This is a genomic window from Natronorubrum halophilum (assembly GCF_003670115.1).
In the GTDB taxonomy this organism is placed as follows: Archaea; Halobacteriota; Halobacteria; order Halobacteriales; family Natrialbaceae; genus Natronorubrum; species Natronorubrum halophilum.
Genome location: NZ_QQTY01000002.1, coordinates 68,707 through 89,057, shown reverse-complemented (window position 1 = coordinate 89,057; position 20,351 = coordinate 68,707). Strand labels below are relative to the sequence as shown.

At 65.9% G+C, this 20,351-nt stretch carries 24 protein-coding genes; 16 read left to right on the top strand and 8 right to left on the bottom strand.

From position 1 onward, the window contains the following. Nucleotides 1-79: 79 nt before the first annotated feature. On the top strand, nt 80-736 hold the full coding sequence (locus DWB23_RS06515) for a metalloregulator ArsR/SmtB family transcription factor (RefSeq protein ID WP_121742029.1): 657 nt from the start codon (nt 80-82) through the stop codon (nt 734-736). A 48-nt stretch (nt 737-784) separates the two neighbouring features. Here DWB23_RS06515 and DWB23_RS06510 read toward each other — a convergent pair whose 3' ends face one another. Next, on the bottom strand, nt 785-1,435 hold the full coding sequence (locus DWB23_RS06510) for a DUF456 domain-containing protein (RefSeq protein WP_121742028.1): 651 nt from the start codon (nt 1,433-1,435) through the stop codon (nt 785-787). An 83-nt stretch (nt 1,436-1,518) separates the two neighbouring features. On the opposite strand from DWB23_RS06510, the gene DWB23_RS06505 reads away from it, so the two are divergent. The 5 genes from DWB23_RS06505 (at nt 1,519) to DWB23_RS06485 (ending at nt 4,887) form a co-directional block, all read left to right on the top strand. Beyond that, nucleotides 1,519-1,728 carry a hypothetical protein gene (locus DWB23_RS06505; protein ID WP_121742027.1) on the top strand — a complete coding sequence of 70 codons (210 nt, stop codon included), beginning with the start codon at nt 1,519-1,521 and terminating at the stop codon, nt 1,726-1,728. A 105-nt stretch (nt 1,729-1,833) separates the two neighbouring features. Further along, nucleotides 1,834-2,031: a hypothetical protein gene (locus tag DWB23_RS06500; RefSeq protein ID WP_121742026.1), complete on the top strand. Its 198-nt coding sequence runs from the start codon at nt 1,834-1,836 to the stop codon at nt 2,029-2,031. Nucleotides 2,032-2,087: 56 nt separating this feature from the next. Beyond that, nucleotides 2,088-3,338 carry a Glu-tRNA(Gln) amidotransferase subunit GatD gene (gene gatD / locus DWB23_RS06495; RefSeq protein ID WP_121742025.1) on the top strand — a complete coding sequence of 417 codons (1,251 nt, stop codon included), beginning with the start codon at nt 2,088-2,090 and terminating at the stop codon, nt 3,336-3,338. Between the two features lie 79 nt (nt 3,339-3,417). Next, a complete protein-coding gene (locus tag DWB23_RS06490) occupies nt 3,418-4,434 on the top strand; it encodes a GNAT family N-acetyltransferase (protein ID WP_121742024.1) in 1,017 nt (338 codons plus the stop codon). Nucleotides 4,435-4,530: 96 nt separating this feature from the next. Beyond that, nucleotides 4,531-4,887 carry a hypothetical protein gene (locus DWB23_RS06485; RefSeq protein ID WP_121742023.1) on the top strand — a complete coding sequence of 119 codons (357 nt, stop codon included), beginning with the start codon at nt 4,531-4,533 and terminating at the stop codon, nt 4,885-4,887. On the opposite strand, the gene DWB23_RS06480 is transcribed toward DWB23_RS06485, so the two are convergent. From DWB23_RS06480 to DWB23_RS06470, 3 genes are all read right to left on the bottom strand, one after another. After that, nucleotides 4,884-5,168 (bottom strand): ubiquitin-like small modifier protein 1, encoded by a 285-nt coding sequence (locus tag DWB23_RS06480; RefSeq protein ID WP_121742022.1) that lies wholly within the window; start codon nt 5,166-5,168, stop codon nt 4,884-4,886. The two genes, DWB23_RS06485 and DWB23_RS06480, sit on opposite strands and share 4 nt — an antisense overlap. Before the next feature lie 73 nt (nt 5,169-5,241). Next, nucleotides 5,242-6,423 (bottom strand): TrkA C-terminal domain-containing protein, encoded by a 1,182-nt coding sequence (locus DWB23_RS06475; RefSeq protein WP_238717365.1) that lies wholly within the window; start codon nt 6,421-6,423, stop codon nt 5,242-5,244. A gap of 49 nt (nt 6,424-6,472) precedes the next feature. Continuing rightward, nucleotides 6,473-7,729, bottom strand: a complete 1,257-nt coding sequence (locus DWB23_RS06470) for a potassium transporter TrkA (protein ID WP_121742021.1) — start codon at nt 7,727-7,729, stop codon at nt 6,473-6,475. A gap of 212 nt (nt 7,730-7,941) precedes the next feature. Here DWB23_RS06470 and DWB23_RS06460 point away from each other — a divergent pair, with 212 nt between their 5' ends. Then, a complete protein-coding gene (locus DWB23_RS06460; protein WP_121742019.1) occupies nt 7,942-9,132 on the top strand; it encodes an NAD-binding protein in 1,191 nt (396 codons plus the stop codon). 77 nt (nt 9,133-9,209) lie between these two features. Here DWB23_RS06460 and deoC read toward each other — a convergent pair whose 3' ends face one another. Continuing rightward, the gene (gene deoC / locus DWB23_RS06455; RefSeq protein WP_121742018.1) at nt 9,210-9,887 is read right to left on the bottom strand and encodes a deoxyribose-phosphate aldolase; all 678 of its coding nucleotides are present in this window, start codon (nt 9,885-9,887) and stop codon (nt 9,210-9,212) included. Between the two features lie 73 nt (nt 9,888-9,960). Here deoC and DWB23_RS06450 point away from each other — a divergent pair, with 73 nt between their 5' ends. The 5 genes from DWB23_RS06450 (at nt 9,961) to DWB23_RS06430 (ending at nt 14,263) form a co-directional block, all read left to right on the top strand. Beyond that, nucleotides 9,961-10,938, top strand: coding sequence for a ribose 1,5-bisphosphate isomerase (locus DWB23_RS06450; protein ID WP_121742017.1), 978 nt, complete (start codon nt 9,961-9,963; stop codon nt 10,936-10,938). Between the two features lie 229 nt (nt 10,939-11,167). Then, nucleotides 11,168-11,989: a DUF63 family protein gene (locus DWB23_RS06445; RefSeq protein ID WP_121742016.1), complete on the top strand. Its 822-nt coding sequence runs from the start codon at nt 11,168-11,170 to the stop codon at nt 11,987-11,989. A gap of 37 nt (nt 11,990-12,026) precedes the next feature. After that, nucleotides 12,027-12,911: a carbohydrate kinase family protein gene (locus tag DWB23_RS06440; protein ID WP_121742015.1), complete on the top strand. Its 885-nt coding sequence runs from the start codon at nt 12,027-12,029 to the stop codon at nt 12,909-12,911. 144 nt (nt 12,912-13,055) lie between these two features. Continuing rightward, nucleotides 13,056-13,358, top strand: coding sequence for a HalOD1 output domain-containing protein (locus DWB23_RS06435; protein WP_121742014.1), 303 nt, complete (start codon nt 13,056-13,058; stop codon nt 13,356-13,358). A gap of 128 nt (nt 13,359-13,486) precedes the next feature. After that, nucleotides 13,487-14,263 carry a nucleoside phosphorylase gene (locus DWB23_RS06430; RefSeq protein WP_121742013.1) on the top strand — a complete coding sequence of 259 codons (777 nt, stop codon included), beginning with the start codon at nt 13,487-13,489 and terminating at the stop codon, nt 14,261-14,263. 99 nt (nt 14,264-14,362) lie between these two features. Here the strand turns inward: DWB23_RS06430 and DWB23_RS06425 are convergent, their stop codons facing one another. Then, the gene (locus DWB23_RS06425) at nt 14,363-14,926 is read right to left on the bottom strand and encodes a dihydrofolate reductase family protein (protein WP_121743026.1); all 564 of its coding nucleotides are present in this window, start codon (nt 14,924-14,926) and stop codon (nt 14,363-14,365) included. A 189-nt stretch (nt 14,927-15,115) separates the two neighbouring features. Beyond that, on the bottom strand, nt 15,116-15,928 hold the full coding sequence (locus DWB23_RS06420) for an HNH endonuclease (RefSeq protein ID WP_121742012.1): 813 nt from the start codon (nt 15,926-15,928) through the stop codon (nt 15,116-15,118). 104 nt (nt 15,929-16,032) lie between these two features. Here DWB23_RS06420 and DWB23_RS06415 point away from each other — a divergent pair, with 104 nt between their 5' ends. Then, nucleotides 16,033-16,587, top strand: a complete 555-nt coding sequence (locus DWB23_RS06415; protein WP_121742011.1) for an HVO_2922 family protein — start codon at nt 16,033-16,035, stop codon at nt 16,585-16,587. Nucleotides 16,588-16,599: 12 nt separating this feature from the next. Here DWB23_RS06415 and DWB23_RS06410 read toward each other — a convergent pair whose 3' ends face one another. Further along, nucleotides 16,600-17,334, bottom strand: coding sequence for a DUF547 domain-containing protein (locus DWB23_RS06410; RefSeq protein ID WP_121742010.1), 735 nt, complete (start codon nt 17,332-17,334; stop codon nt 16,600-16,602). A 114-nt stretch (nt 17,335-17,448) separates the two neighbouring features. On the opposite strand from DWB23_RS06410, the gene DWB23_RS06405 reads away from it, so the two are divergent. The 3 genes from DWB23_RS06405 to DWB23_RS06395 all read left to right on the top strand — a co-directional run bounded on the left by DWB23_RS06405 (nt 17,449) and on the right by DWB23_RS06395 (nt 20,351). Beyond that, nucleotides 17,449-18,474 (top strand): AI-2E family transporter, encoded by a 1,026-nt coding sequence (locus DWB23_RS06405; RefSeq protein ID WP_121742009.1) that lies wholly within the window; start codon nt 17,449-17,451, stop codon nt 18,472-18,474. Between the two features lie 74 nt (nt 18,475-18,548). After that, on the top strand, nt 18,549-18,869 hold the full coding sequence (locus DWB23_RS06400; protein WP_121742008.1) for a hypothetical protein: 321 nt from the start codon (nt 18,549-18,551) through the stop codon (nt 18,867-18,869). Nucleotides 18,870-19,097: 228 nt separating this feature from the next. Next, nucleotides 19,098-20,351: a tRNA (N(6)-L-threonylcarbamoyladenosine(37)-C(2))-methylthiotransferase gene (locus DWB23_RS06395; RefSeq protein WP_121742007.1), complete on the top strand. Its 1,254-nt coding sequence runs from the start codon at nt 19,098-19,100 to the stop codon at nt 20,349-20,351.

The window sequence follows — 20,351 nt, the reverse complement described above, 5'->3', positions numbered from 1 at the left end:
GTGGCGGTGTCCCGGAGACGGAACTGACTACCAGAGCGAGCAGACACGCTTTTCAGCGGCGACCCCCAACCCCCTCTCGATGGACTCCGCCGCATTGTTGGATTTGTTGGGGAACGAAAACCGGAGACGCATTCTCCGACTGCTCGCCCGCAAACCCTGTTATGTCACCGAAATATCCGATTATCTCGGCGTGAGTCCCAAAGCGGTCATCGAACACCTCCGAAAGCTCGAGGAGGCGGGGCTGATCGAGAGTCGGGTCGACGACCAGCGCCGGAAGTACTTTCACATCGCCCGCAACGTTCGTCTCGAGGTCAACGTCTCGCCCTACGGCTTCGCAAGCAAGAGCGCCTATCCGGCGAACAGCAGCTTCGATATCACGACCTGTCGGCACCTCACGCTGGACATCGCCTGGGACGAGACGGGCGAAATCGACGAATTACTGGGCTCCCTCGAGGACTTAGAGCAACTCGAGAACGAACTCTCGCTGGCCCAGCGGTGGGTACAGGGACAGCTCTGTGACGTTCTCGATCGGATCTCAGAGACCGTCGGCACCGGCCCCGAGAGTCGGATCTACGCCGACGTGTTGGCGAGTATTCGCACCGAGCCGAAATCGGTCGGCGAACTCGGCCGGGATATCGACGCGCCTCGCGAGGTCGTCGCCGAAATTCTCGAGTCGATGGCGGACAAGGGGGTCGTCCGTCGAACCGAGCGGGGCTGGGAGTTGACGACGGGCTGACGAACGCTTCTCGCGGTCAGTGAAAAGAGACGAAGCGGCGCGTATCGGTCACTCGATGTCGCGAGACAGCCCGTCGCGCAGGTCGCGGCCGAAGTAGTACCCGATGAGACACGCGACCAGTCCGACGGCGACGCCGACGGCGACGACCGTCTGGAAAGAGCCGGCGACGGCGAGAAACATGTTTCCGACCACCGCGGACACGGCACCGACCGACGTGCCGGCGGCCGCCACCTCGAGGTAACGCCGTTTGGACGTGACTAACCCGATCATAAACGCGACGGCGAACATGCCGATCATTCGACCGCCGAACGGCAACACCGTCGCGCCCGCGAGTAGCCCCGAGCCGATGAGGAGGACGAGCGCGAGAAACGCCTTCGGCGAGAAGAAGCTATCGACCGAGAGCCACGACTTCAGCCTGTCAAATCGCGAGGACCCGGCCGTCGTGTCGGATCGGGGTTCGGCGGATTCGGCGGACGAAGACCACCACGAGCCATCGTCCGTCGGGTCCTCGCCGCGGGGAGCATCCGGAGTTGGCGAGTTCGGACCCGGCTTCCGGGACCGACCAGCCTCGGCGTCGGCCGACGTCCGTGACTCGCTCGTTTCGGTCCCGCCACCCGTCCCGGACAGCAGGTTCTCCGTTTCCTCGAGGAGGTCCTCGGTGTCCCGGCTCTCGGTCACCTCGTCCGAGCGGTCGCTCATAGTGAGCCGTTGGTCGGGAGACCGCATGGGTTTTTTCCTTGCTCGGCCGCAGGGTATAGGACCCCGGCCACCCCACCGGTGTCATGGAGTGGGTTCCGCCGGCCGCGTTCGGGCTGTTCGCCGCTGCAGTCGGCATCTTCTGTTCCGTCCTCGTCGCGAACCTCGAGCCCCAGCCGGAGTATCCGAAGTTGATGACGGACCTGATGCGACTGCTCGGGACCGGAATCGCGATCTGCGGCCTCGCGATCGGGACGGTGTTTCTGTCCGCTGCCGTGGGTGCGTACGTCGGATGACCTGTGGAAGTGTGAGTCACGGGAGGATTGACGGCTCAGACGCCGGTTTTCGCCACACGATTCGAGGGAGCTATTTTTTCACCACAGGACGGATACTAACGGACGATGAACGCCGAACTGCTCGCGTTCGGTGTCAGCGCACTCGCCCTGGGGATCGGTGCCTTGGTCGGTGCCCGACATCTCTATCCGCGACTCGAGTTGGACGACGACGACGAGGCGTCGCTACAGATGTTGACCGCGATGATCGCGGGCGTGCTCCTGTTGACCGGACTGGGGCTGGTGTTGCTCGGGCTGTTCGGCTAGCGGCGGGGGACGTACGAAAGCGTGCCTTCAAGTCCAACGCCGCGCAACGCTGAGCCATGAATCCAGGCGATCGCGTTCGCGTCGACCGCGCGGATCGCACGTACGAAGGCGTGTTGCTCCCCTCGAGCACCGACGAACACCTCGTTGTGAAACTCGAGGGCGGCTACAACGTCGGCGTCGACCGAGACGATGCCGACATCGAACTCCTCGCCGAAGACGTCTACGAGATCGACGGCGCGGACGACGCAGACGAGGAGAGCGGCTCCGAAATCGAGTTCGACGACGACCTGCCGACGATTTCACTGCTCTCGACGGGCGGGACGATCGCGTCGACGGTCGACTACCGGACGGGTGCCGTGACGGCGCAGTTCGACGCCGAGGACGTCCTGCGCGCCGTTCCCGACCTCGCGGGCCGCGCGAACTACCGCGGGCGCGTCGTCGCGAACATCCTCTCGGAGAACATGGAGCCGCCGATCTGGCAGGACCTCGCTCGAGCGGTGCGCGAAGAGATCGAAACCGGAGCCGACGGGGTCGTCGTCATGCACGGCACCGACACGATGCAGTACTCGGCGTCCGTCCTCGCGTTCATGCTCGAGACGACCGTCCCGGTCGTCTTTACGGGCTCCCAGCGCTCGGCCGACCGGCCGTCCTCCGACAACGTGATGAACGCCGTTTCGGCCGTCGAGGCGGCGAAGAGCGACTGCGCGGAGGTGCTGGTCTGCATGCACGCCTCCGAGAACGACGACGTCTGTGCGCTCCACCGCGGCACGCGTGTTCGGAAGAATCACACCTCCCGGCGCGACGCGTTCGAGACCGTCGGTGCGAAGCCGCTCGGGGAAATCGACTACGAACGCGAGGAAATCGAGTTCCGGCGGGACTACCAGAAACGCGACGAGGCCGCCCTCGAACTCGCCCCGTCCCTCGAGCGCGACGTCGAACTCCTCAAGTTCACGCCGGGAATGGACCCCGCCTTCCTCGACGTCGTCGAGGGTGCGGCGGGCCTGGTCATCGAGGGGACCGGTCTCGGACACGTCCACACCGACCTGATCCCCCGGATCGAGGAGCTGATCGAGAACGGGACGACGGTCGTCATGACCAGTCAATGTCTCGAGGGGCGCGTCTGCGACCGCGTCTACGACACCGGCCGCGACCTGCTCGAGGCGGGCGTCGTCGAGGCGGGAGACACCCTGCCGGGCACCGCGAAGGTGAAACTGATGTGGGCGCTCGAGAACAGCGAGGACGTCGAGGCCGCGATGCAGACCTCGCTGGCCGGCGAGATTCAGGAGCGGTCGGTCCCTTGGGAGTGAGCGCTCGAGCGACGGAGCGCGAGAAAGAGCCGCGTTCCAGCACCGTACGACCATGTGCGGGACGAGTATGTGAGAACTAATGACGGACGAACCCTCCACAACGGCGATCGGAGCCGAGACGGTGATCGAAATCCGCCGCGCGACCCACGACGATTACGACGCCGTCGCCGCCTTCACGAGCGACATCTGGCCCGACCGCGGCGGTGATTACATCCCGGAGATCTACCACGACTGGCTTGAGGACGACGACGAAACGGGAAAGAAGACGTTCCTCGCGGAGATCGACGGCGAAGTCGCGGGCGTCATCCAGGCGGTCATGCTCACCCCTGATGAGGCGTGGTTTCAGGGGCTGCGCGTCGCATCGGCCCACCGGCGGAAGGGCGTGAGCCGACGACTGAACGAGGCCTGTTTCGAGTGGGCTCGAGCGCAGGGCGCGACGGTCGCCCGCGTCATGATCTTCTCGTGGAACGCGGCCTCGCTCGGTGCCGCACGGACCAGCGGCTACGACCCGATCACCGAGTTTCGGTTCGCCCGTCCCGAGCCGGATCCGACCGCCGACGGACCCTGTCGGGTCTCGAGCGATCCCGCGGCGGCGTGGCGCTACTGGACCCACAGCGACGCGCGCGAACGGCTGAGCGGGCTCGGACTGGCACCGGAGGAATCGTGGGCGGTTCGAGAGCTCGCTCGAGCGGATTTCGAACGGCTCGCCGACGAGACGGCGGTGTTCGCCGTCGAGTGCGAGGACGGACTCGCGGGAGCGGCCTACCGCTCGCGGACCTACGAGCGGCCCGTCGAAACCGAGACCGACGACGGCGACGACGAACCCGACGGCGGCGAGACCGAGACGTGGGCCGAGTACGGCGTCGGCGTGTGGGACGACGTCGATGCTGCGCGTTCGCTGTTCGCGGCGATCGCGCGCGACGCCGCGGAGTGCGGTGCCGACAGCGCGCGCGTCTTGATTCCCGAAACCGCGCGGTACGTGACCGACGCGCCGTACGCCGGTGCCGGAATTTTCGAAGAGCCGGACTTCGTCCTCGGGATCGATCTGACGGCCGAGCAACGCGACGGTGCGAGCGACGACAAGCCACGTCAGTGACGCGTCATCTCGATCTCGAGGCGGAGCTGTTTCCAGCTCAGAATATCCTCCTCGGAGTTCATGACCCGTCAGCGAAATCAGCAACGTATCGAACCCATGCAACACCCTCCGTACGAACCCAGCGAAGTCGTCGACGGCGGCGAACTCGCGTTCACCGACACCGGACTCGAGACACCCGATCGACACCGCGGCTTCGAGGGGACCCTCGTCGTCATCGCACCGGACATCCGCAAACACATCACGCTCGCAGGCGCATTCACCGAGGGGACGTCGCTGCTACAGTGTTACCCGGTCGCCGCTGACTGGTTTCAGGAGCCCTACTGCGAGGATGGCACCGTACTGATCCACCCCGAGGGCGCGGACGTTTCCCGCCGGTATCGAGTCGTCGACGAACGCACCGATCGAGTCGAGCGGGACGCTTCGGAAAACGAACGGTGCGCCGTGATCCGTTAGCCGCCGCTGACCGGCGGGAACAGCGCCAGTTCGTCGTCCCCCTCGAGTTCCGTCTCGAGGCCCTCCTCGTCGACGAGGACGTTGTTCCCGTTCCGGAGCACGTGGATCTGGGATCGTAACTCGCCGTCGCCGTCGAGAACGCGCTCCTCGAGGTCCGGTCGGCCGGCAACGAGGGCCTCGAGCGCGTCCCCGACGGTGTCCCCGGCCGTGACGTCGACGGAAACGCGTTTGTCACCCGCACGTTCGGCGAGGTCGGCAAAGAGCTTCCACTCCAGAGTCATACGTGGCGGTATCGGTGCCGGAGCCAAGTAGCTACCGCTCTCGCGTGCGTTTTCGACCGCCGCTGAGAGCGGATTACGGGCTGGGGTCGGGAACGGTGCCGTTTCCGTCGAGTTCGCCGATCCGACGCAGCGCCTCCGGACGGCCTAGGACGTAGACCACGTCGCCGGCCTCGAGTCGCGTGTCGCCCGCCGGAAACGCCAGCCGGTCGCCGGATTCGGGACCCTCGCGCTCGACGGCGACGACGAGCACCGGCAAGGAATCGATCGGCACCCCCTCGAGCGGGTCGCCCGCGGTGACGGACAGCGTGGTCACGGTTTCGTCGGCCGCCCGGAGCAGCGAGACGAGATCTCGTTCCGCGCCGGGATTCCGCGGGAGCGTGACGAGCCGGTGGAGAGCGTCGGACGCGAGCGTCTGCGCGTCGTCGGCATCGATAGCAACGGTGACCACGTCGTCGGCGACCCCGCGGAGTTCGCCGCCGGTTGCTCGCCGAAGCGAGTCCCCCTCGCGTCGCCAGATGCGAACGGCATCGCCCGGACTGGCGTCGGCTGCGGGATCGCCGCGGATCGCAACGGCGACGCTCCCCGGCGCGAGCGTCGGGCCGATACCCGCCGGGCGGCTGCCGACCGCGAGGTAGTCGACCGTGCCGTCGGCCGCGAGTTCGACGTCGACGTGGCCGATTCCGTGATCGCGCTCGAGGCGAACGATCAACCGCTCGCGCAGTTGCTCGAGGGGCAGTCGCCGCGGGAAGAGAAACGTCTCTCCGGCCAGTTCGATTTTCGTCGACGCGTCGACGGGATCGTAGCCGTCGATATCCTCGATCGTGTCGGGGAGTTCTACGGTGACGACGCGGCCGGCCGAGCGAACGAGCTGGCCGACTTCGGTGATCGTCCGGGCCGCCGTGATCGAGAACACGTTCCGGGCGAGGTGCTCCCCCAGTCGCCGGCCGCCGTCTGCGGCGATCGCGCTCACCACGAACGCGGCGACGGTGTAGACGGCGGTGCTCGGCTCGAGCATTCCCGTATCGCCGATGATCGCCTGCTGAAGCGCCGTCTTGGTGTTCAGCCAGATCGCGACCATCGAAACGCCGAGCAAGATCGCGACCCCCTCGGGAATCTCGTCGGCGCTGTACCAGTGGAAGACGAACGCCGCACCCGCGGCCGTCCCGCCCGCGAGGAGGCTGAACCCCAGGAGCCGAAGGATCGCATCGAGGAGCGTCTCCGACGCGATCGACTGTGCGACCACGGGATCGATCACGCGCGCTCACCTCGAGCGGGACGCGCCGAGCGCGGAGCGAACACCGCCCTCATCGAGCGATCCCCTCCACGAACGCCTCGGTCGCCGCCTCCGGCCCCGCGACGAACACCTCGTCGCCGGCCTCGAGACGACGCTCGATACCGGTCCCGAACACCCAGCCGTGGCGACGGCCGCTCGTCTCGCTTCCCTGCCGCCGGACGGCGAGCACCAGGACGTCCGACGACGAAACGGTCTCGTCGACCGCCCCGCTCGAGCCGATGGTGACGCGACGGATCACGTACCCGGCCCGCTTGACCAGCGCGAAGGCCTCGAACTCGCGACTCGTCCCTCGCGACCGGACGACCAGCCGCGGGCTCTCGGCCTCGAGCAGCGGCTTGACGTCCCGGCGGGCGACGGCGACGGTGACCCGGCCGACGCCGCCGACGCTCGCTGCTGCGCTCGTTCTGGCAGCCGGTTCGGGTTCCGGTTCCGTCTCGCCGCCGTCGGGGACGGGGGTTCCACCGGGTTCGTCCGCGTCGTCGCCGACCGCCGCCTCGCCGCGTTCCTCGTCGAGTTCGGTTCTGGCGCTCAGTACCGAGCCGCTGACCGACCGATCGCCCGCGCGGATGGCTACCGTGTCCCCGCGAGCCAGCCCCGTCGGCACCAGCGTCGCGATCGAAACGGCGCGTTTTCCCTCGGGGACCCGTCGCGAGAGGCCGCTCGACGGCGGTGCCGCGATGATCGTCGCGCGCGCTTGCTCGTCGATCGTCACGTCGACGTCGGCGAGGTCGTGGTCCGTCCGCAGGCGCTCCTCGAGACGGACCTCGAGCTCCGAGAGGGGAATGTCGGCGGGGAGGCTCCACGATCCGGTTTTGATCGTTCTGTGGAGGTCGGGAGAGAGCGGCGGATACCCCTCCATGTTTCGGATTTCGCCGGTCGGCCGAACCGTGACGCGACCCATGTTACCGACGAGTTCGACGACGTCGGTCGAGAGCGTCCGCTGGCGAATCGAGGTGAACGAGAGCCGACGCGGGAGTTCGGCACCGAGTTTGTCGCCCTGGTTGTGGGCGTAGAGGGCGAGCATGAGCACGACGAGGACGGCGACCAACAGCCGCGGCGACTGTGCGATATTGGGTTCGACGAGGCCGAGCAACCCGCCCTGCACGCTGGCGATCGAGAGCGCGAGGACGACGACACCGAAGCCGGGGAGCGTCACACCGGTGAAATACCGAACCAGAAAGCCGAGCGACCCGGAAACGAAGGCGGGTACGATTCCCGTCAACAGACCGAGGTAGAGCCCGAGCAGTACTTCGACCGGAAGCGTCATTGTGGACGGGTGGGACGGAACCGTTAAATCAGCACCGACCGCGGAATCGACGGTCGAGGGGGCGCGGAGAAAACGCGCGTTCGATCCGCGAAACCGGCGTCCGCCTCCGGAGTTCGGACCCAGCAGCGGCCTCGAGAGCGGCGAACCGAAATCGCTGCGGCGAACGGCCGACAACGAAGGTGTTTAACTGACGCCGACGCAGACCGGTGTGTATGGACGATCGGTCGTTTCGGGCGCGGTTGCCGGAGAACTGGCGGCGGGTCCTCTCGATGCGTGCAGCCGTCGCGCTCGCGCTGATCGTTGCCCTGCTATCGGTCGCGACGGCCATCGTCAACATCGGCACCGATATCGTCTACGGACCGCTCGCACCGTACGTCCCCGTCGCCGTTCGGGACGCCGCCGGTTTCACCGGCGCACTCACGGGCTTTCTGATGGTCGGCAGCGCGCTTGCGCTTCGGCGGGGCCTCCGTGTCGGCTGGTGGGCGACGCTGTTGTTGCTCCCGCTGACGGCGGCGCAGGGACTCCTTCAGTTGAGTCAGTACTCGTTCCCGTTGATCATCCTCTCGTTGATTACGATCCCCGTTCTGTTGCTCAGTCGCAAGCGCTTCACCAAATCGCTCTCGCTGAGTGCGACACAGATCGCGGCCGGTTCGGCGCTGATCGGCGTCCAGTTGTACGGCACCATCGGCGGCTACGCCCTCCGCGACCACTTCGACGATATCGACGGTATTCTCGACGCCTTCTACTTTACGCTGATCACCTCGAGTACGGTCGGCTACGGTGACGTGACGCCGAATATGGACTCGACGGAGGCACTGTTGTTTACGATGTCCGTACTCGTCCTCGGCGTGGCCAGTTTCGGTATCGCTATCGGGGCGCTGGTCGGCCCGGCGATCCAGTCGCGAATTACGAAAACGCTCGGAAAGATGACAGAATCACAACTCGAGTTGCTCGAGGACCACATCCTCGTCCTCGGCTACGGCGAACTGACGGAACCGATCGTCGACGAACTCGCGACCAACAACCGGGAGTTCGTCGTCGTGACGAGTAATCGCGACGTCGCACCGAAGCTCTCCGATCGCGGAATAGCGGTGGTCACCGGAAATCCGAGCGACGAAGAGCCCCTCGAGCGGGCCAAGATCGAGCGGGCGAGCGCCATCCTCGTCGCGACGAACCACGACGCAGAAGACGCGCTCGCGATACTTACCGCGCGTCAGCTTGCACCGAACACCCGAATCGTTGCCGCCGCAACCGACAGGGAGAATACGGAGAAACTCGAGCGCGCCGGAGCGAACGTGGTGATCAGTCCCTCGCTCCTCGGCGGCCACCTCCTGGTGCGCTCGGCGCTCGGGAGCGACGACAGCGAGCTGATCGATCGAATTATCGACAACGACGAACCGTAACCCGTCTCGTTCGAGACGGATAGCGACGACGCAAACCGAGACGGCGGTTCGATCGTGGGTCCTCCGTTCTTCGCGGACTACTCCGGCGCGCCCTCGAGGATCGCCACGCCGCTCGAGGCCCCGATCCGTTCGGCACCGGCCTCGAGCATGGCCATCGCCTCCTCGTAGCTGCCGACGCCGCCGCTGGCTTTGACCGGCCGGTACTCGCTCATGAGTTCGACGTCCGGGATCGTCGCGCCGCTGCTTACGGTTTCACCGTCCGCACGTCGATCCGCGGGATCGACGCTTGCGAACCCCGTCGACGTCTTCACCATCGACGCGTCGGCCGCGACGGCAGCCTCGCAGGCCCGGTGTTTCTCCGCGTCGGTCAACAGCGCGGTCTCGATGATCACCTTCACCGGAATCGGGACTGCGGCGACGAGTTCCGCCAACTCGGCTCTGACGGCGTCGTCCTCGCCCGCTTTCAGCCGACCGACGTTGATGACGACGTCGAGTTCGTCGGCACCAGCCTTCCAGGCGAGGACGCCCTCCCGACGTTTCACGTCGTGGTCGTTCTGTCCGTGCGGAAAGCCGATTACCGTCGCGAGCGTGACGTCGGGTGCGTAGTCGCTGGCCTCCTCGAGCGCGTAGGGCGGAATACAGGCGTTCATGCCGTATTCCTGTGCATCGTCGAGAACCTCCCGAACGTCTGCGGGGGAGGTTTCGGGACCGAGAACAGTGTGATCGATCAGCGGGGCGAGTTCGCTGCGGTTCATACGGGGTGGGACTCACCCGAGACTAAAAAACCCGCCCGATCGCTTTTTGCCCGCCGAAATGCAATCGGTTAGCATGGATGACCGTCAGCCTGACGTCGACCCCGACGTCGTGGCGACCGCCGAGGATATCGCCGCAATGCGGATTCGCGGAGCGGCGACCATCGCCGACGCGGCCGCCGAGGCGCTTGCGACGCAGGCCGAACGATCACAGGCGAAGCGACCGGTGGCGTTCCAGCGCCAGTTGCGAGTCGCCGCGAAAACGCTCTACGAGACGCGTCCAACCGCGGTGAGTCTCCCGAACGCGCTTCGGTACGTCCTCCGCGGAATGGACGGCGAGACCGTCGCGGAGCTACGGGACGCGACCATCGCCCGCGCCGAGGAGTTCCAACGCGAACTGGCGCAGGCCCAGGCCAGCCTGGGAGCGGTCGGCTCGAACCGATTGCGCGACGGCGACATCGTGATGACTCACTGCCACTCGACTGACGCCCTCTCCTGTCTCGAGGCCGCCCTCGAGGACGGCAAAGAGATCGAAGCGATCGTCAAGGAGACCCGCCCCAGAAAGCAGGGCCACATCACGGCTCGGCGGTTGCGCGAGCTGGGGATCCCGGTGACGCTGATCGTCGACAACGCGGCCCGGCGGTATCTGGACGAAGCGGATCACGTGCTGGTCGGAGCGGACAGCATCGCCGCCGACGGGAGCGTTATCAACAAGATCGGGACCAGCGGGTTAGCGGTCAACGCCCGCGAGCGCGGCGTGCCGGTGATGGTCGCCGCCCAGACCATCAAGCTGCATCCGGACACGATGACGGGCCACACGGTCGAAATCGAGATGCGCGCCGAAAGCGAGGTGATCGGAGACGAGGAACGAACCGACATCACCGGCGGGGCGTTGGATGACGGTCTCACCGTCGAGAATCCCGGCTTCGACGTCACGCCACCGCGATACGTCGACGCCATCGTCACCGAGCGCGGCCAGTTCCCGCCGGAGAGCATCGTGACCCTCATGCGGGAACTGTTCGGCGAGACGACGGGCGAGCCGTGGGAGCGATAGCGATTCGAGCAAGGGGTGATACTGGTTCGCTCAGGTAGTGATAACAGTTCGCTCAGGTGGCGATAACGGTTCGACCGGAACCGATAGCGGTTCGACTCATCGCGTTCGTGGTGGCGCGTCGTCGGCCAGTATCGGACGCCGTACGCGCCCCCCGGCCGGGAAAATTTCGTCCGAGAGAATCACTGGCAATCGGAAAGTGTTAGTCGCTGGTGTGTGCCAGTAGGTGTATATGGTATTACCCGAGGGGTTCGTGCTCCCGCCGTGGTACCTCCTCGTTCCGATACTCGTGATACTCGCTGGGATCATCGCCCTGCTGTGGGTTCTCGAGCCGCCGGTAACCGACGGGACGGTCCTGGCGTTTGCACCGTGGATGATGTTCGGGTCGACCCTGCACGTGCTCCACCGGATGGGGGCCTTTCCGAACCGCATCGAGATACTGTTCGCCTCGCCGAGCGTCTATCTGGTGACGGCGATCGTCGCCGGACTCGCGTGGATTATCGCGATCTTCCTCCACGCCGGCGGCCTGCAGTCGACGATCTCGAGACCCGTCGGTCTCTCCGGCACCGCGTTCTTCGCCGTTTTCGTCGCGATCACGCTCAACAATAGCTGGGAGGAGGGGACGTTCGAACCGTTCTGGCCCGTCATCGCCGTCGTCGTCGCCGGAATCGTCACCGCAGTCGCCTGGATCGCGCTCAGCCTCTGGTTCACCGACGTCGCCGCGACGACGAGTCTCACCGGCGTGCTCGTCGTCTTCGGCCACGCGCTCGACGGCGTTTCGACGGCCATCGGCTTCGACGTCCTCGGCGCTGGAGAAGAGGTCCCGCTCTCGATGATACTTCTCGAGGCCGGCGAATCGCTGCCGACCGAGGAGTACATCGGCGCTGGCTGGCTGTTCATCCTCGTCAAGGTCGCCCTCGCGCTGGTGATCCTCGGGTTGTTCAAGGAGTACGTCGACGACCGACCACAGCAAGCGCGAACGATTCTCGCGCTGGTCGCGGCGGTCGGCCTCGGTCCGGGTATTCACAACGTCTTGCTCTTTTTCGTCACCTAGACTTTTTTCAGGCGACGCCGTCTTTCCGTACCATCGAATGGTTCCCACCGTACTCACTGCCGGTCACGTCAACTGGGACGTGACGCTCCGCGTCGATCGGCTCCCCGAAGCCGACGGTGAGGCGACGATCCACTCCCAGCGCCAGTCCGGCGGCGGGAGCGCCGCAAACGTCGCCGCCGCGTTGTCCCGCCTCGAGGTCGAGACGGGGCTGATCGGCAGCGTCGGCGACGACGACAACGGCCTGCTCGCCAGACGCGAACTCGAGGACGCGGGCGTCTCGCTGGCGGGCCTGCACGTCATCGAGGACGCCGAAACGTCGGTCAAGTACCTGCTCGTCGATGACTGCGGGGAGGTCTCGGTACTCGGCAACGACGGCAGCAACGAGGCCGTACGGCCGGCCGATCTCGATCGCTCCCGAATCCGGTCCGTCGACCACGTCCACCTCACGAGCCAGCGCCCGGAAACCGCCGCAGCCATCGCGTCCGTCGCCGCTGAGGCCGACGTCACCGTCAGTTTCGACCCCGGGCGGCGCTTTGGCGACCGCGAGTACAGCGAGACGCTCGCCGCGACCGACGTCCTGTTCGTCACCGCTCGCGAGGCCGCAACGCTGGCCGACGACGGCGCAATCAGCGGCGGTTCGAACGACCGGATCGTCGTGATCACGTCCGGCGACGACGGCGCAGAGGTCCGGACGCCGAACGGAACGTACACCCACTCGGGATTCGACATCGACGCCGTCGACACCGCCGGGGCCGGCGATGCGTTCGCGGCGGGCTTCATCGCGACCCGACTCGAGGGCCGCGGTATCGAGGACGCACTCGAGTACGCGAACGCGTGCGGAGCCCTCACCGCGGGACAGGAAGGGGCGCGCAGCGCACCGACGGCGGCCGTCGTCGAACGGTTTCTAACCGATCGATCGTAACCGACGCCCATATATCCCGTCACGTATCGGTCGAACCCGACGCCATCAAGCGATTCTCACCGAACGTCGTCTGACGGTAATTATATAGGCGACGACGTTGGCCACTCGGATAGAGAGTCACGGAGACGTGACAGAGACAGAGACATGACGGAACGAAGGATCAGCGAGTCCCATGGATGTGAATTTAAACGTCGCATCCAGTACGATCGAGGCACGGAGGAATCGCCAAGTATTGCAACTGCGACAGCGCTGGCCCAGTATTACGGGGAAGACGTCGTAGAGAGCAGTACGCGGCTGTACGACTACATCGACCCCGACGCACTCGATTCCCTCTTCGCGGACACCCACGCCGGGGGAAGCCGGGCAGCGGGGACCGTCGAATTCACGGTCGAAGAGGCGACGGTTTCGGTTCGGCCCGACCGGATAGAGGTGTCTCCGACGGGGTGATCGAACGGCGTCGCTACTCGACCGATTATCGGCAGCGGATAGGACGGGAACGACCGTAAGTCGCGAAGTCGCGGGCGCTCGGGACTCGTCCTCGAACCTTTTTTCTCGCCACACAGGAATCAACGGGTATGGCAACGCAGCCACACCTGCTGGTCGACGACGGTGACGTGACCGATCGAGTACTCATTCCGGGCGACCCCGGTCGCGTCGACCGCATCGCCAGCCACTGCGAGGAATCCGAGACGATCGCCGAAAACCGAGAGTACAAGGTCGTAAACGCCACCTACGAGGGCCAGGAGCTGACGATCTGTTCGACGGGGATCGGCTGCCCGTCGGCCGCCATCGCCGTCGAGGAACTGGCGAACGTCGGCGTCGAGACGTTCATCCGCGTGGGGACGACCGGTGCGCTCCAGTCCGACATCGAGATCGGCGACATGATCGTCGCGACCGGGGCAGCGAAAAACGAGGGGACCTCGAAACGGTACGAGGCCGTCGAGTACCCCGCCGTCCCGGACTACGACGTGCTATCGGCGCTCGTCGACTCCGCAGAGGCGAACGAGGAGCGCGCGGCCGCTCGGGCCGCGGATGGGGAGAGCGGCGACGCCGCGAACCGGGTCCACGTCGGACCGATCGCCTCCGACGACGCCTACTACGCCGAGTCCGACGCCGCCGTCGACGACTGGGAAGCCGCCGGCCTCCTCTCGGTCGAGATGGAAGCCGCCGCGGTCTTCTCGCTGGCCCGCCGGAAGGGCCTGCGCGCCGGCGCGATCTGTACCGTCGACGGCAACCTCGTCGAGGGCACTCAGAAGGGGACCGACACGGAGGACGACGAACTGCCGGACAAGGCGAAGAACAACGTCGGCCGCGCGATCGATATCGCGCTCGAGGCCGCCACGAACCTGTAACGGTACCGATAGCGGTCGCGATCCGCGGAAGAAACGACGCGGATCGAGCGGTATCCACTCCCCGTTCGTCAGTAGTCGGCGGAAGAAGAACTCTCCCGATTAGTCCTCGCTCGATCGTGGCACCTCGTAGGTTAGAACCGCGAAAACGTCGCCGTGTTTTTGCACGGTAGCCAGTTTCAGGGGCGGGGTGGTGATCCTGCGCGGTAACAGCGGCGCGCCCGAAGCGAGCGTGACGGGAGCGACGCTGAGAACGATTTCGTCGAGGAGACCGTGATCGTGGAACTGCCCGACGAGGTCACCGCCGCCGACGAGCCAGACGTTCTTCCCGTCTGCGGCCGCCACCATATCCGCGTGGACGGGTGCGACGTCCCCCTGCACGAAGCGAACGTTCGCACCGTCGACCGCCGGTAACTCTCGACTGCTAAACACCCACGCCGGCACCTCGTACGGCCATTTTTCCGGCTCCTCCAGTAGATTTTCGTGCTCGAGGAGCCACTCGTAGGTCGTCGAGCCCATGGCCAGGGAACCGACCTGATCCACGAACTGCTGGTAGTCGTCATCCACGCCATCGATGTCGCCGAACTGGAAGAGCCAGTCGAGCGAGCCGTCCTCGTCGGCGAGATACCCGTCGATGCTCGTCGCCGTGTAGTATTGAGTCTTCATCGTCACGACCGCCGTTGTGGAACCGCTCTGGCGGTAGCGGTTACACACCGCGCGTCATCTTATCGGTAACTGTAGCTCGAGAAAGGCCTTCATCCGGCCGAACTACTACAGTGATCCCGCGTGCTCCGAGGAGTTCAACGGGCCTACACCAATCGAGCGAGACGCTCTCGACGGAGCGAAGATGCCGGTTCAGGACTCCGAAAGCTGCGTCGCGAGCGCCGTCGCCCGATCGGTCAGCGTCTCCGTCGTCGCCGAGGCGCGTTGCAATTCGTCGTTGACCGCCGAGAAGAGTCGCTCGAACGCGAGACCGCCGTCGTCGCGCCGCCAGTCGGCCGTCGACCGGGCCTCGAGTCCGCAGGTCGAACAGCGACCGGACTCGAGCGCGTCGAAACAGCCGTGACAGCGCTCGAGTCCGGCGGGGACCGTCTCGGCCCGGTCGACGACGGTTCGAAGCGTCGACTGCAGGTCGGCCGCCGACACCGAGAACGCCTCGAGCGACGAGCGAACGTCGGCGTCGAACGCCGTCTCGTCGACCGCGGCGAGGCGCTCGAGGCGGGCGTCGACGAGATCGATCGCGAGCAGAACGTCACGACGGGCGCGACGGTAGTCCGCCGTAGTTTCGCCGTCGAACGACGCCTCGTCGTCAGCGTCGGCGAGCGTCGTCGGCACCGACGTTGCGAGCGAGGCGAACGACGCGACGTCGGAGATGACGCCGCCCTGAACGCGGGTCGTCTCCCGAACGAGGGTGAACAGGTCGCGGCGCGAAGCCGATATTTCCGGTTCGGCCGAGTCGGACGGCGTTCGGAGCGTCGCGAAGCAGTCCGCACAGACGGTCACGAGCGCGCTCTCGTGGACCGTTCCCTCGAGCGGGACGCCGCCCACGGGAACCGTTCGGAGCGCCGCCGGATCGGCCGCGTCACCGGCGCCCTCACAGTGTCGGCACGCGTGATCGTCTCGCTCGAAGACGGCTCGCCGGTCGTCCTGCCGATCGCGGGAAGTCACGGGCGAGCGAAGACAGCGCGACGACAAAAGCGCACCGGCTCTCGGAACCGACGGACCGGGAGCGCCGGCCGACAGTATTACCTGTCGGACGTTGTAGCCAGCGTATGGCCGAGTCATCGATCGAATTCGAACTCGAGCGCGCGTACGACCGCGACGAACTCGCCGCCGTCTTCCGGGAGTTCGCGGCCGCGCTGGCGGCGGATCGCCCGTTGCGCATAGACGACGGGGAGCGGACCGCGACGGTCACGGTCCCGCCGCGAGTGGCCGCGGAATTCGAGGTCGAACGCGACGGCGACGACGACGAAACGCCCGTCGCCGAACTGGAAATCGAACTCGAGTGGGACGACTCGGAGGGCTCGAGCATCCAGCTCGCGGACAGCGAACTCGAGGAATCCGGTGTCGAGAGCGATGAATCGGCGTCGGACGTGGATTCGGAAACGGACGGGAAACGGCAACGGGCACAACCCGACGAGCGAACCAGTCGGTTCGAGGTCTACGAAGACCGCGCCGACGAGTGGCGCTGGCGACTCGTCCACTGGAACGGAAACATCATCGCCGACAGCGGCGAGGGCTACACCTCGCGGTCGAACGCCGAGCGCGCCGTGCGAAGCGTGATGCAAAGCGCACCCGCCGCGAGTATCGAGGGACGCGAGAACTGAGAGACGGCCGGATTACGGCGGGAAGCCGTCCAGTTCGAAGTCGAACTCGAACTCCGGATCGCCGATCGTGGATTCGTACTCGAGGGTCGGCCTCACTCCCTCTGGAACGGCGTTGTACTCCCGGAGAAACGCGATGACGCCGCGTTTGCCGCCGAAATCACCGCGGTAGCGACGGAACAGTCGCGGAACCGTGGCGACGCCGGCGTCCGGATCGTAGCTGACGCTCTCCTCGAGAAACCACTCGACGGCGATGTCGAGTTCCGCGTCGACGTCGGCCGGCGAGTAGACCGTCACCGGCGGACAGTGCTCGGCACCGTGACTGATCGCAAAGTGGATCCGAGGATCGCACTCGGGCAGTCGAAACTCCCGTTCGAACGCCGAGGGCAGCACTCGAGGCAGGTAGCCGAAGCCCCACGGGTGCTTCGAACGCCGGAGCAGTCCGTGTTCGATATCGTTGAGACTCAACCAGACGCCGCCCACCGGAATCCGATCGCGGGTGACGAACTTCCAGCGCTGACGGCGGCTCCCCTCGAGCGACGACGGCTCCGCCTCCAGAAGCAACTGGGCGTAGGCGTTGTAACAGTTGAGCCAGAACGCGAGTTTCCCCTCGCGACTGGAGAGCGTTCGGTGGAGGTGTGAGCGTTCGAGCGTCGCGAGGTGGTCTCGTAGCCAGTCGGTATCGCCCTCGGTTTTGACCGCGTACAGCAAATCGGCCGAGAGGGAGAGGGGATCGAGCTGGGTCGACATTCGTTCCGACGTTGGCGAACCAGACCCTTGAAGCCGTGTGACGAGTGACTGGGACAGTCCCGACGCTGGATATGTCTGGACCAACTTTATCTGATACGTCGTGGAACCGAACGTGTGAACTTAAGCAAGGGATATCTTCTGGCCCTCGTCGTCGCCATGGCGTATCTCTCGTGGCAACTCGTCACACCGTTCTTGCAGTACGTCCTCGGAGCCGTGCTCATCGCGTTCGTGCTCTACCCCCTCCAGTGGCGACTCGAGAGGCGGACGTCGCCGACGGTCGCGGCGTTTGCGCTGGTCTTACTCGCGATCGTCGCGTTCATCGTGCCGTTCGTGCTCGTCATCGGCCTGTTCGCCGGGGACGCCGTGGAGATGCTCCAGAACGCCGACGCCGAGTCGCTCCAGTTGAGCGCGATCGAGGACCTGATCGAAGCCGAAACCGGCGTGACCGTCGATATCGCGTCGTCGGTGACGGGGTCGGCCCAGCAGATCGGGACGGTCGTCCTCGAGCGATCGACCGAGTGGTTCGGCGCGCTGACCCACGCCCTGATCGGGCTCGGACTGGCGCTCTTCCTCGTCTACTACTTGCTCAAAGACGGCGACGACCTGATGGCCTGGATTCACGACATGACGCCGCTTCCCAGCGACGTACAGCACGACCTCTACGGCGAACTCGAGGAGGTCATGTGGGCGGTCCTGGCCGGTCACGTTCTGATCGCGATCATACAGGGCGTCATCGCCGGCCTGGGGCTGTTCGCAACCGGCGTCCCAAACGCCGCGTTCTGGACGTTCGTCATGGTGATCCTCGCGCTCATCCCGCTGATCGGTGCGTTCCTGGTCTGGGGGCCGGCCGTCGGCTACCTGCTGTTGACCGGCGAACCGGTTCTCGCCGTCGCGCTGGCGGTCTACAGCACCGTCATCGTCGGCGTCTCGGACGACTATCTGCGACCGATCGTCGTCGATCGCTACGCCGAACTCAACCCCGCCGTGATCATCCTCGGCGTCCTCGGGGGCGTCTACGCCTTCGGCGTGATGGGACTGTTCTTCGGACCCGTGATCCTCGGCGCGCTGCTCACGACGATCAGCGTCGTCGACGAGAACTACGACCGCCTCGCGGGCGAGTCCGGAACGACCGAGACGTGAGCGGAGCGACCCGGAAGCGAGTTCGCCGCGCCGTAACCGACAGCGTTCAAGATCGTTCGACCCGAAGCGCACCCATGCGCGTCCGGAGCTACATATACAACGGCGACACCGCCCCAGACCACGTCGAGACCGTCCTCGAGCGCCTGGCGGCCCGCGACGAGGACCTCGAGTACCGGAACATCGCCGCGGCGGACGACCGGGCAGACGCGGTCCGGGAGGCGATGTTTTCCGTTCGCGAGTCGGTCCGCATCGGAACGAATCCCGAAGCGATCTACGACGATAACGGGACCCCCGACTTTTCGGCCGGCGTGCTGATCACCCAGGAGCCCACGGGCCGCCGGAACCTCTACGTCGGTCGCGAGGCGCTCGAGGCGCTGTCTGACGGCGAAGAGTAGCTGTCGGCGACGGTTCGACCGAGTCGGTTCTCCCCGGAAATCGTTACGCGTACACCGACGAAGACGAGGCTCCTAGTAGTTCTCTCGAGCGCGGGGTTCCGGGGCGGTTGTAACCGGTTACACGGAATTCCACGGACCAGCCGGCCCGCGTTGGAGGTGCACGCTCGACACGGACCGACGGGATTCGTCGCGCTTTTGCCCTCCGAGGTCCCATACTTTGCCAAGCGAATGGCCCGGTACCACATCGAAACGTACGGCTGTACGTCGAATCGCGGGGAGAGCCGCGAGATCGAGCGACGGCTCCGCGATGCGGGCCACTACCAGGTCGACGGCGCGGACGAGGCCGACGTCGCCATTCTCAACACCTGTACGGTCGTCGAGAAGACCGAGCGGAACATGCTCCGCCGGGCCGAAGAGCTCGCCGACGAGACGGCCGACCTCTTCATCACGGGCTGTATGGCCCTCGCGCAGGGCGAAGAGTTCGCGAAGGCCGACGTCGACGGACAGGTGCTCCACTGGGACGAGGTTCCCGAAGCCGTCACGAACGGCGAGTGTCCGACGACGACTCCCGACGCGGAGCCGATTCTCGACGGCGTCGTCGGTATCCTCCCCATCGCACGCGGGTGTATGTCCGACTGCTCGTACTGCATCACCAAGCAGGCCACCGGGAAGATCGAGTCGCCCTCCATCGAGGAGAACGTCGAGAAAGCGCGCGCGTTGATCCACGCCGGCGCGAGGGAGATCCGGATTACCGGCCAAGACACCGGCGTCTACGGCTGGGACGAGGGCGAACGCAAGCTTCACCGGCTGCTCGAGGAGATCTGCGAGATCGACGGCGAGTTCCGGGTCCGCGTGGGGATGGCCAACCCGAAGGGCGTCCACGGCATCCGCGAGGAGTTGGCCGCCGTGTTCGCCGAGTACGACGAACTCTACGACTTCCTGCACGCGCCCGTCCAATCCGGGAGCGACGACGTGCTGGGTGACATGCGCCGCCAACACCAGGTCGAGGAGTACCTCGAGGTCGTCGAGACCTTCGATTCCGCACTCGACTACTGGACGCTCTCGACGGACTTCATCGTCGGCTTCCCGACCGAAACGGACCACGATCACGCCCAGTCGATGGCCCTGTTGCGGGAAACCCGACCGGAGAAGCTCAACGTCACGCGGTTCTCGAAGCGGCCGGGTACCGACGCCGCCGAGATGAAGGGCCTCGGCGGGACGATCAAGAAAGTGCGCTCGAAGGAGATGAGCGCGGTCAAGCGCGATATCGTCAGCGAGGCCTACGCCGACATGGTCGGCGAGACGCGCGAAGACGTGCTCGTGGTCGAGCAGGGGACCGCCGACTCCGTTAAGTGCCGCGATTCAGCTTACCGCCAGATCATCGTCCAGAACGCCACCGAGTACGGCCTCGAGCCCGGCGACTTTATCGACCTCGAGATAACCGCCCACGAGACGATGTACGCGTTCGGGAAACCGGTCTGA

Coding starts and splice junctions, on each gene's coding strand:
- gatD (WP_121742025.1), top strand. CDS start 2,088: ATGAATCCAGGCGATCGCGTTCGCGTCGACCGCGCGGATCGCACGTAC.
- DWB23_RS06485 (WP_121742023.1), top strand. CDS start 4,531: ATGCAACACCCTCCGTACGAACCCAGCGAAGTCGTCGACGGCGGCGAA.
- DWB23_RS06415 (WP_121742011.1), top strand. CDS start 16,033: ATGGCCGAGTCATCGATCGAATTCGAACTCGAGCGCGCGTACGACCGC.
- DWB23_RS06505 (WP_121742027.1), top strand. CDS start 1,519: ATGGAGTGGGTTCCGCCGGCCGCGTTCGGGCTGTTCGCCGCTGCAGTC.
- DWB23_RS06470 (WP_121742021.1), bottom strand. CDS start 7,729: ATGACGCTTCCGGTCGAAGTACTGCTCGGGCTCTACCTCGGTCTGTTG.
- DWB23_RS06425 (WP_121743026.1), bottom strand. CDS start 14,926: ATGAAGACTCAATACTACACGGCGACGAGCATCGACGGGTATCTCGCC.
- DWB23_RS06435 (WP_121742014.1), top strand. CDS start 13,056: ATGACGGAACGAAGGATCAGCGAGTCCCATGGATGTGAATTTAAACGT.
- DWB23_RS06480 (WP_121742022.1), bottom strand. CDS start 5,168: ATGACTCTGGAGTGGAAGCTCTTTGCCGACCTCGCCGAACGTGCGGGT.
- DWB23_RS06440 (WP_121742015.1), top strand. CDS start 12,027: ATGGTTCCCACCGTACTCACTGCCGGTCACGTCAACTGGGACGTGACG.
- DWB23_RS06395 (WP_121742007.1), top strand. CDS start 19,098: ATGGCCCGGTACCACATCGAAACGTACGGCTGTACGTCGAATCGCGGG.
- DWB23_RS06500 (WP_121742026.1), top strand. CDS start 1,834: ATGAACGCCGAACTGCTCGCGTTCGGTGTCAGCGCACTCGCCCTGGGG.
- DWB23_RS06445 (WP_121742016.1), top strand. CDS start 11,168: ATGGTATTACCCGAGGGGTTCGTGCTCCCGCCGTGGTACCTCCTCGTT.
- DWB23_RS06515 (WP_121742029.1), top strand. CDS start 80: ATGGACTCCGCCGCATTGTTGGATTTGTTGGGGAACGAAAACCGGAGA.
- DWB23_RS06410 (WP_121742010.1), bottom strand. CDS start 17,334: ATGTCGACCCAGCTCGATCCCCTCTCCCTCTCGGCCGATTTGCTGTAC.
- deoC (WP_121742018.1), bottom strand. CDS start 9,887: ATGAACCGCAGCGAACTCGCCCCGCTGATCGATCACACTGTTCTCGGT.
- DWB23_RS06400 (WP_121742008.1), top strand. CDS start 18,549: ATGCGCGTCCGGAGCTACATATACAACGGCGACACCGCCCCAGACCAC.
- DWB23_RS06490 (WP_121742024.1), top strand. CDS start 3,418: ATGACGGACGAACCCTCCACAACGGCGATCGGAGCCGAGACGGTGATC.
- DWB23_RS06460 (WP_121742019.1), top strand. CDS start 7,942: ATGGACGATCGGTCGTTTCGGGCGCGGTTGCCGGAGAACTGGCGGCGG.
- DWB23_RS06510 (WP_121742028.1), bottom strand. CDS start 1,435: ATGAGCGACCGCTCGGACGAGGTGACCGAGAGCCGGGACACCGAGGAC.
- DWB23_RS06450 (WP_121742017.1), top strand. CDS start 9,961: ATGGATGACCGTCAGCCTGACGTCGACCCCGACGTCGTGGCGACCGCC.
- DWB23_RS06430 (WP_121742013.1), top strand. CDS start 13,487: ATGGCAACGCAGCCACACCTGCTGGTCGACGACGGTGACGTGACCGAT.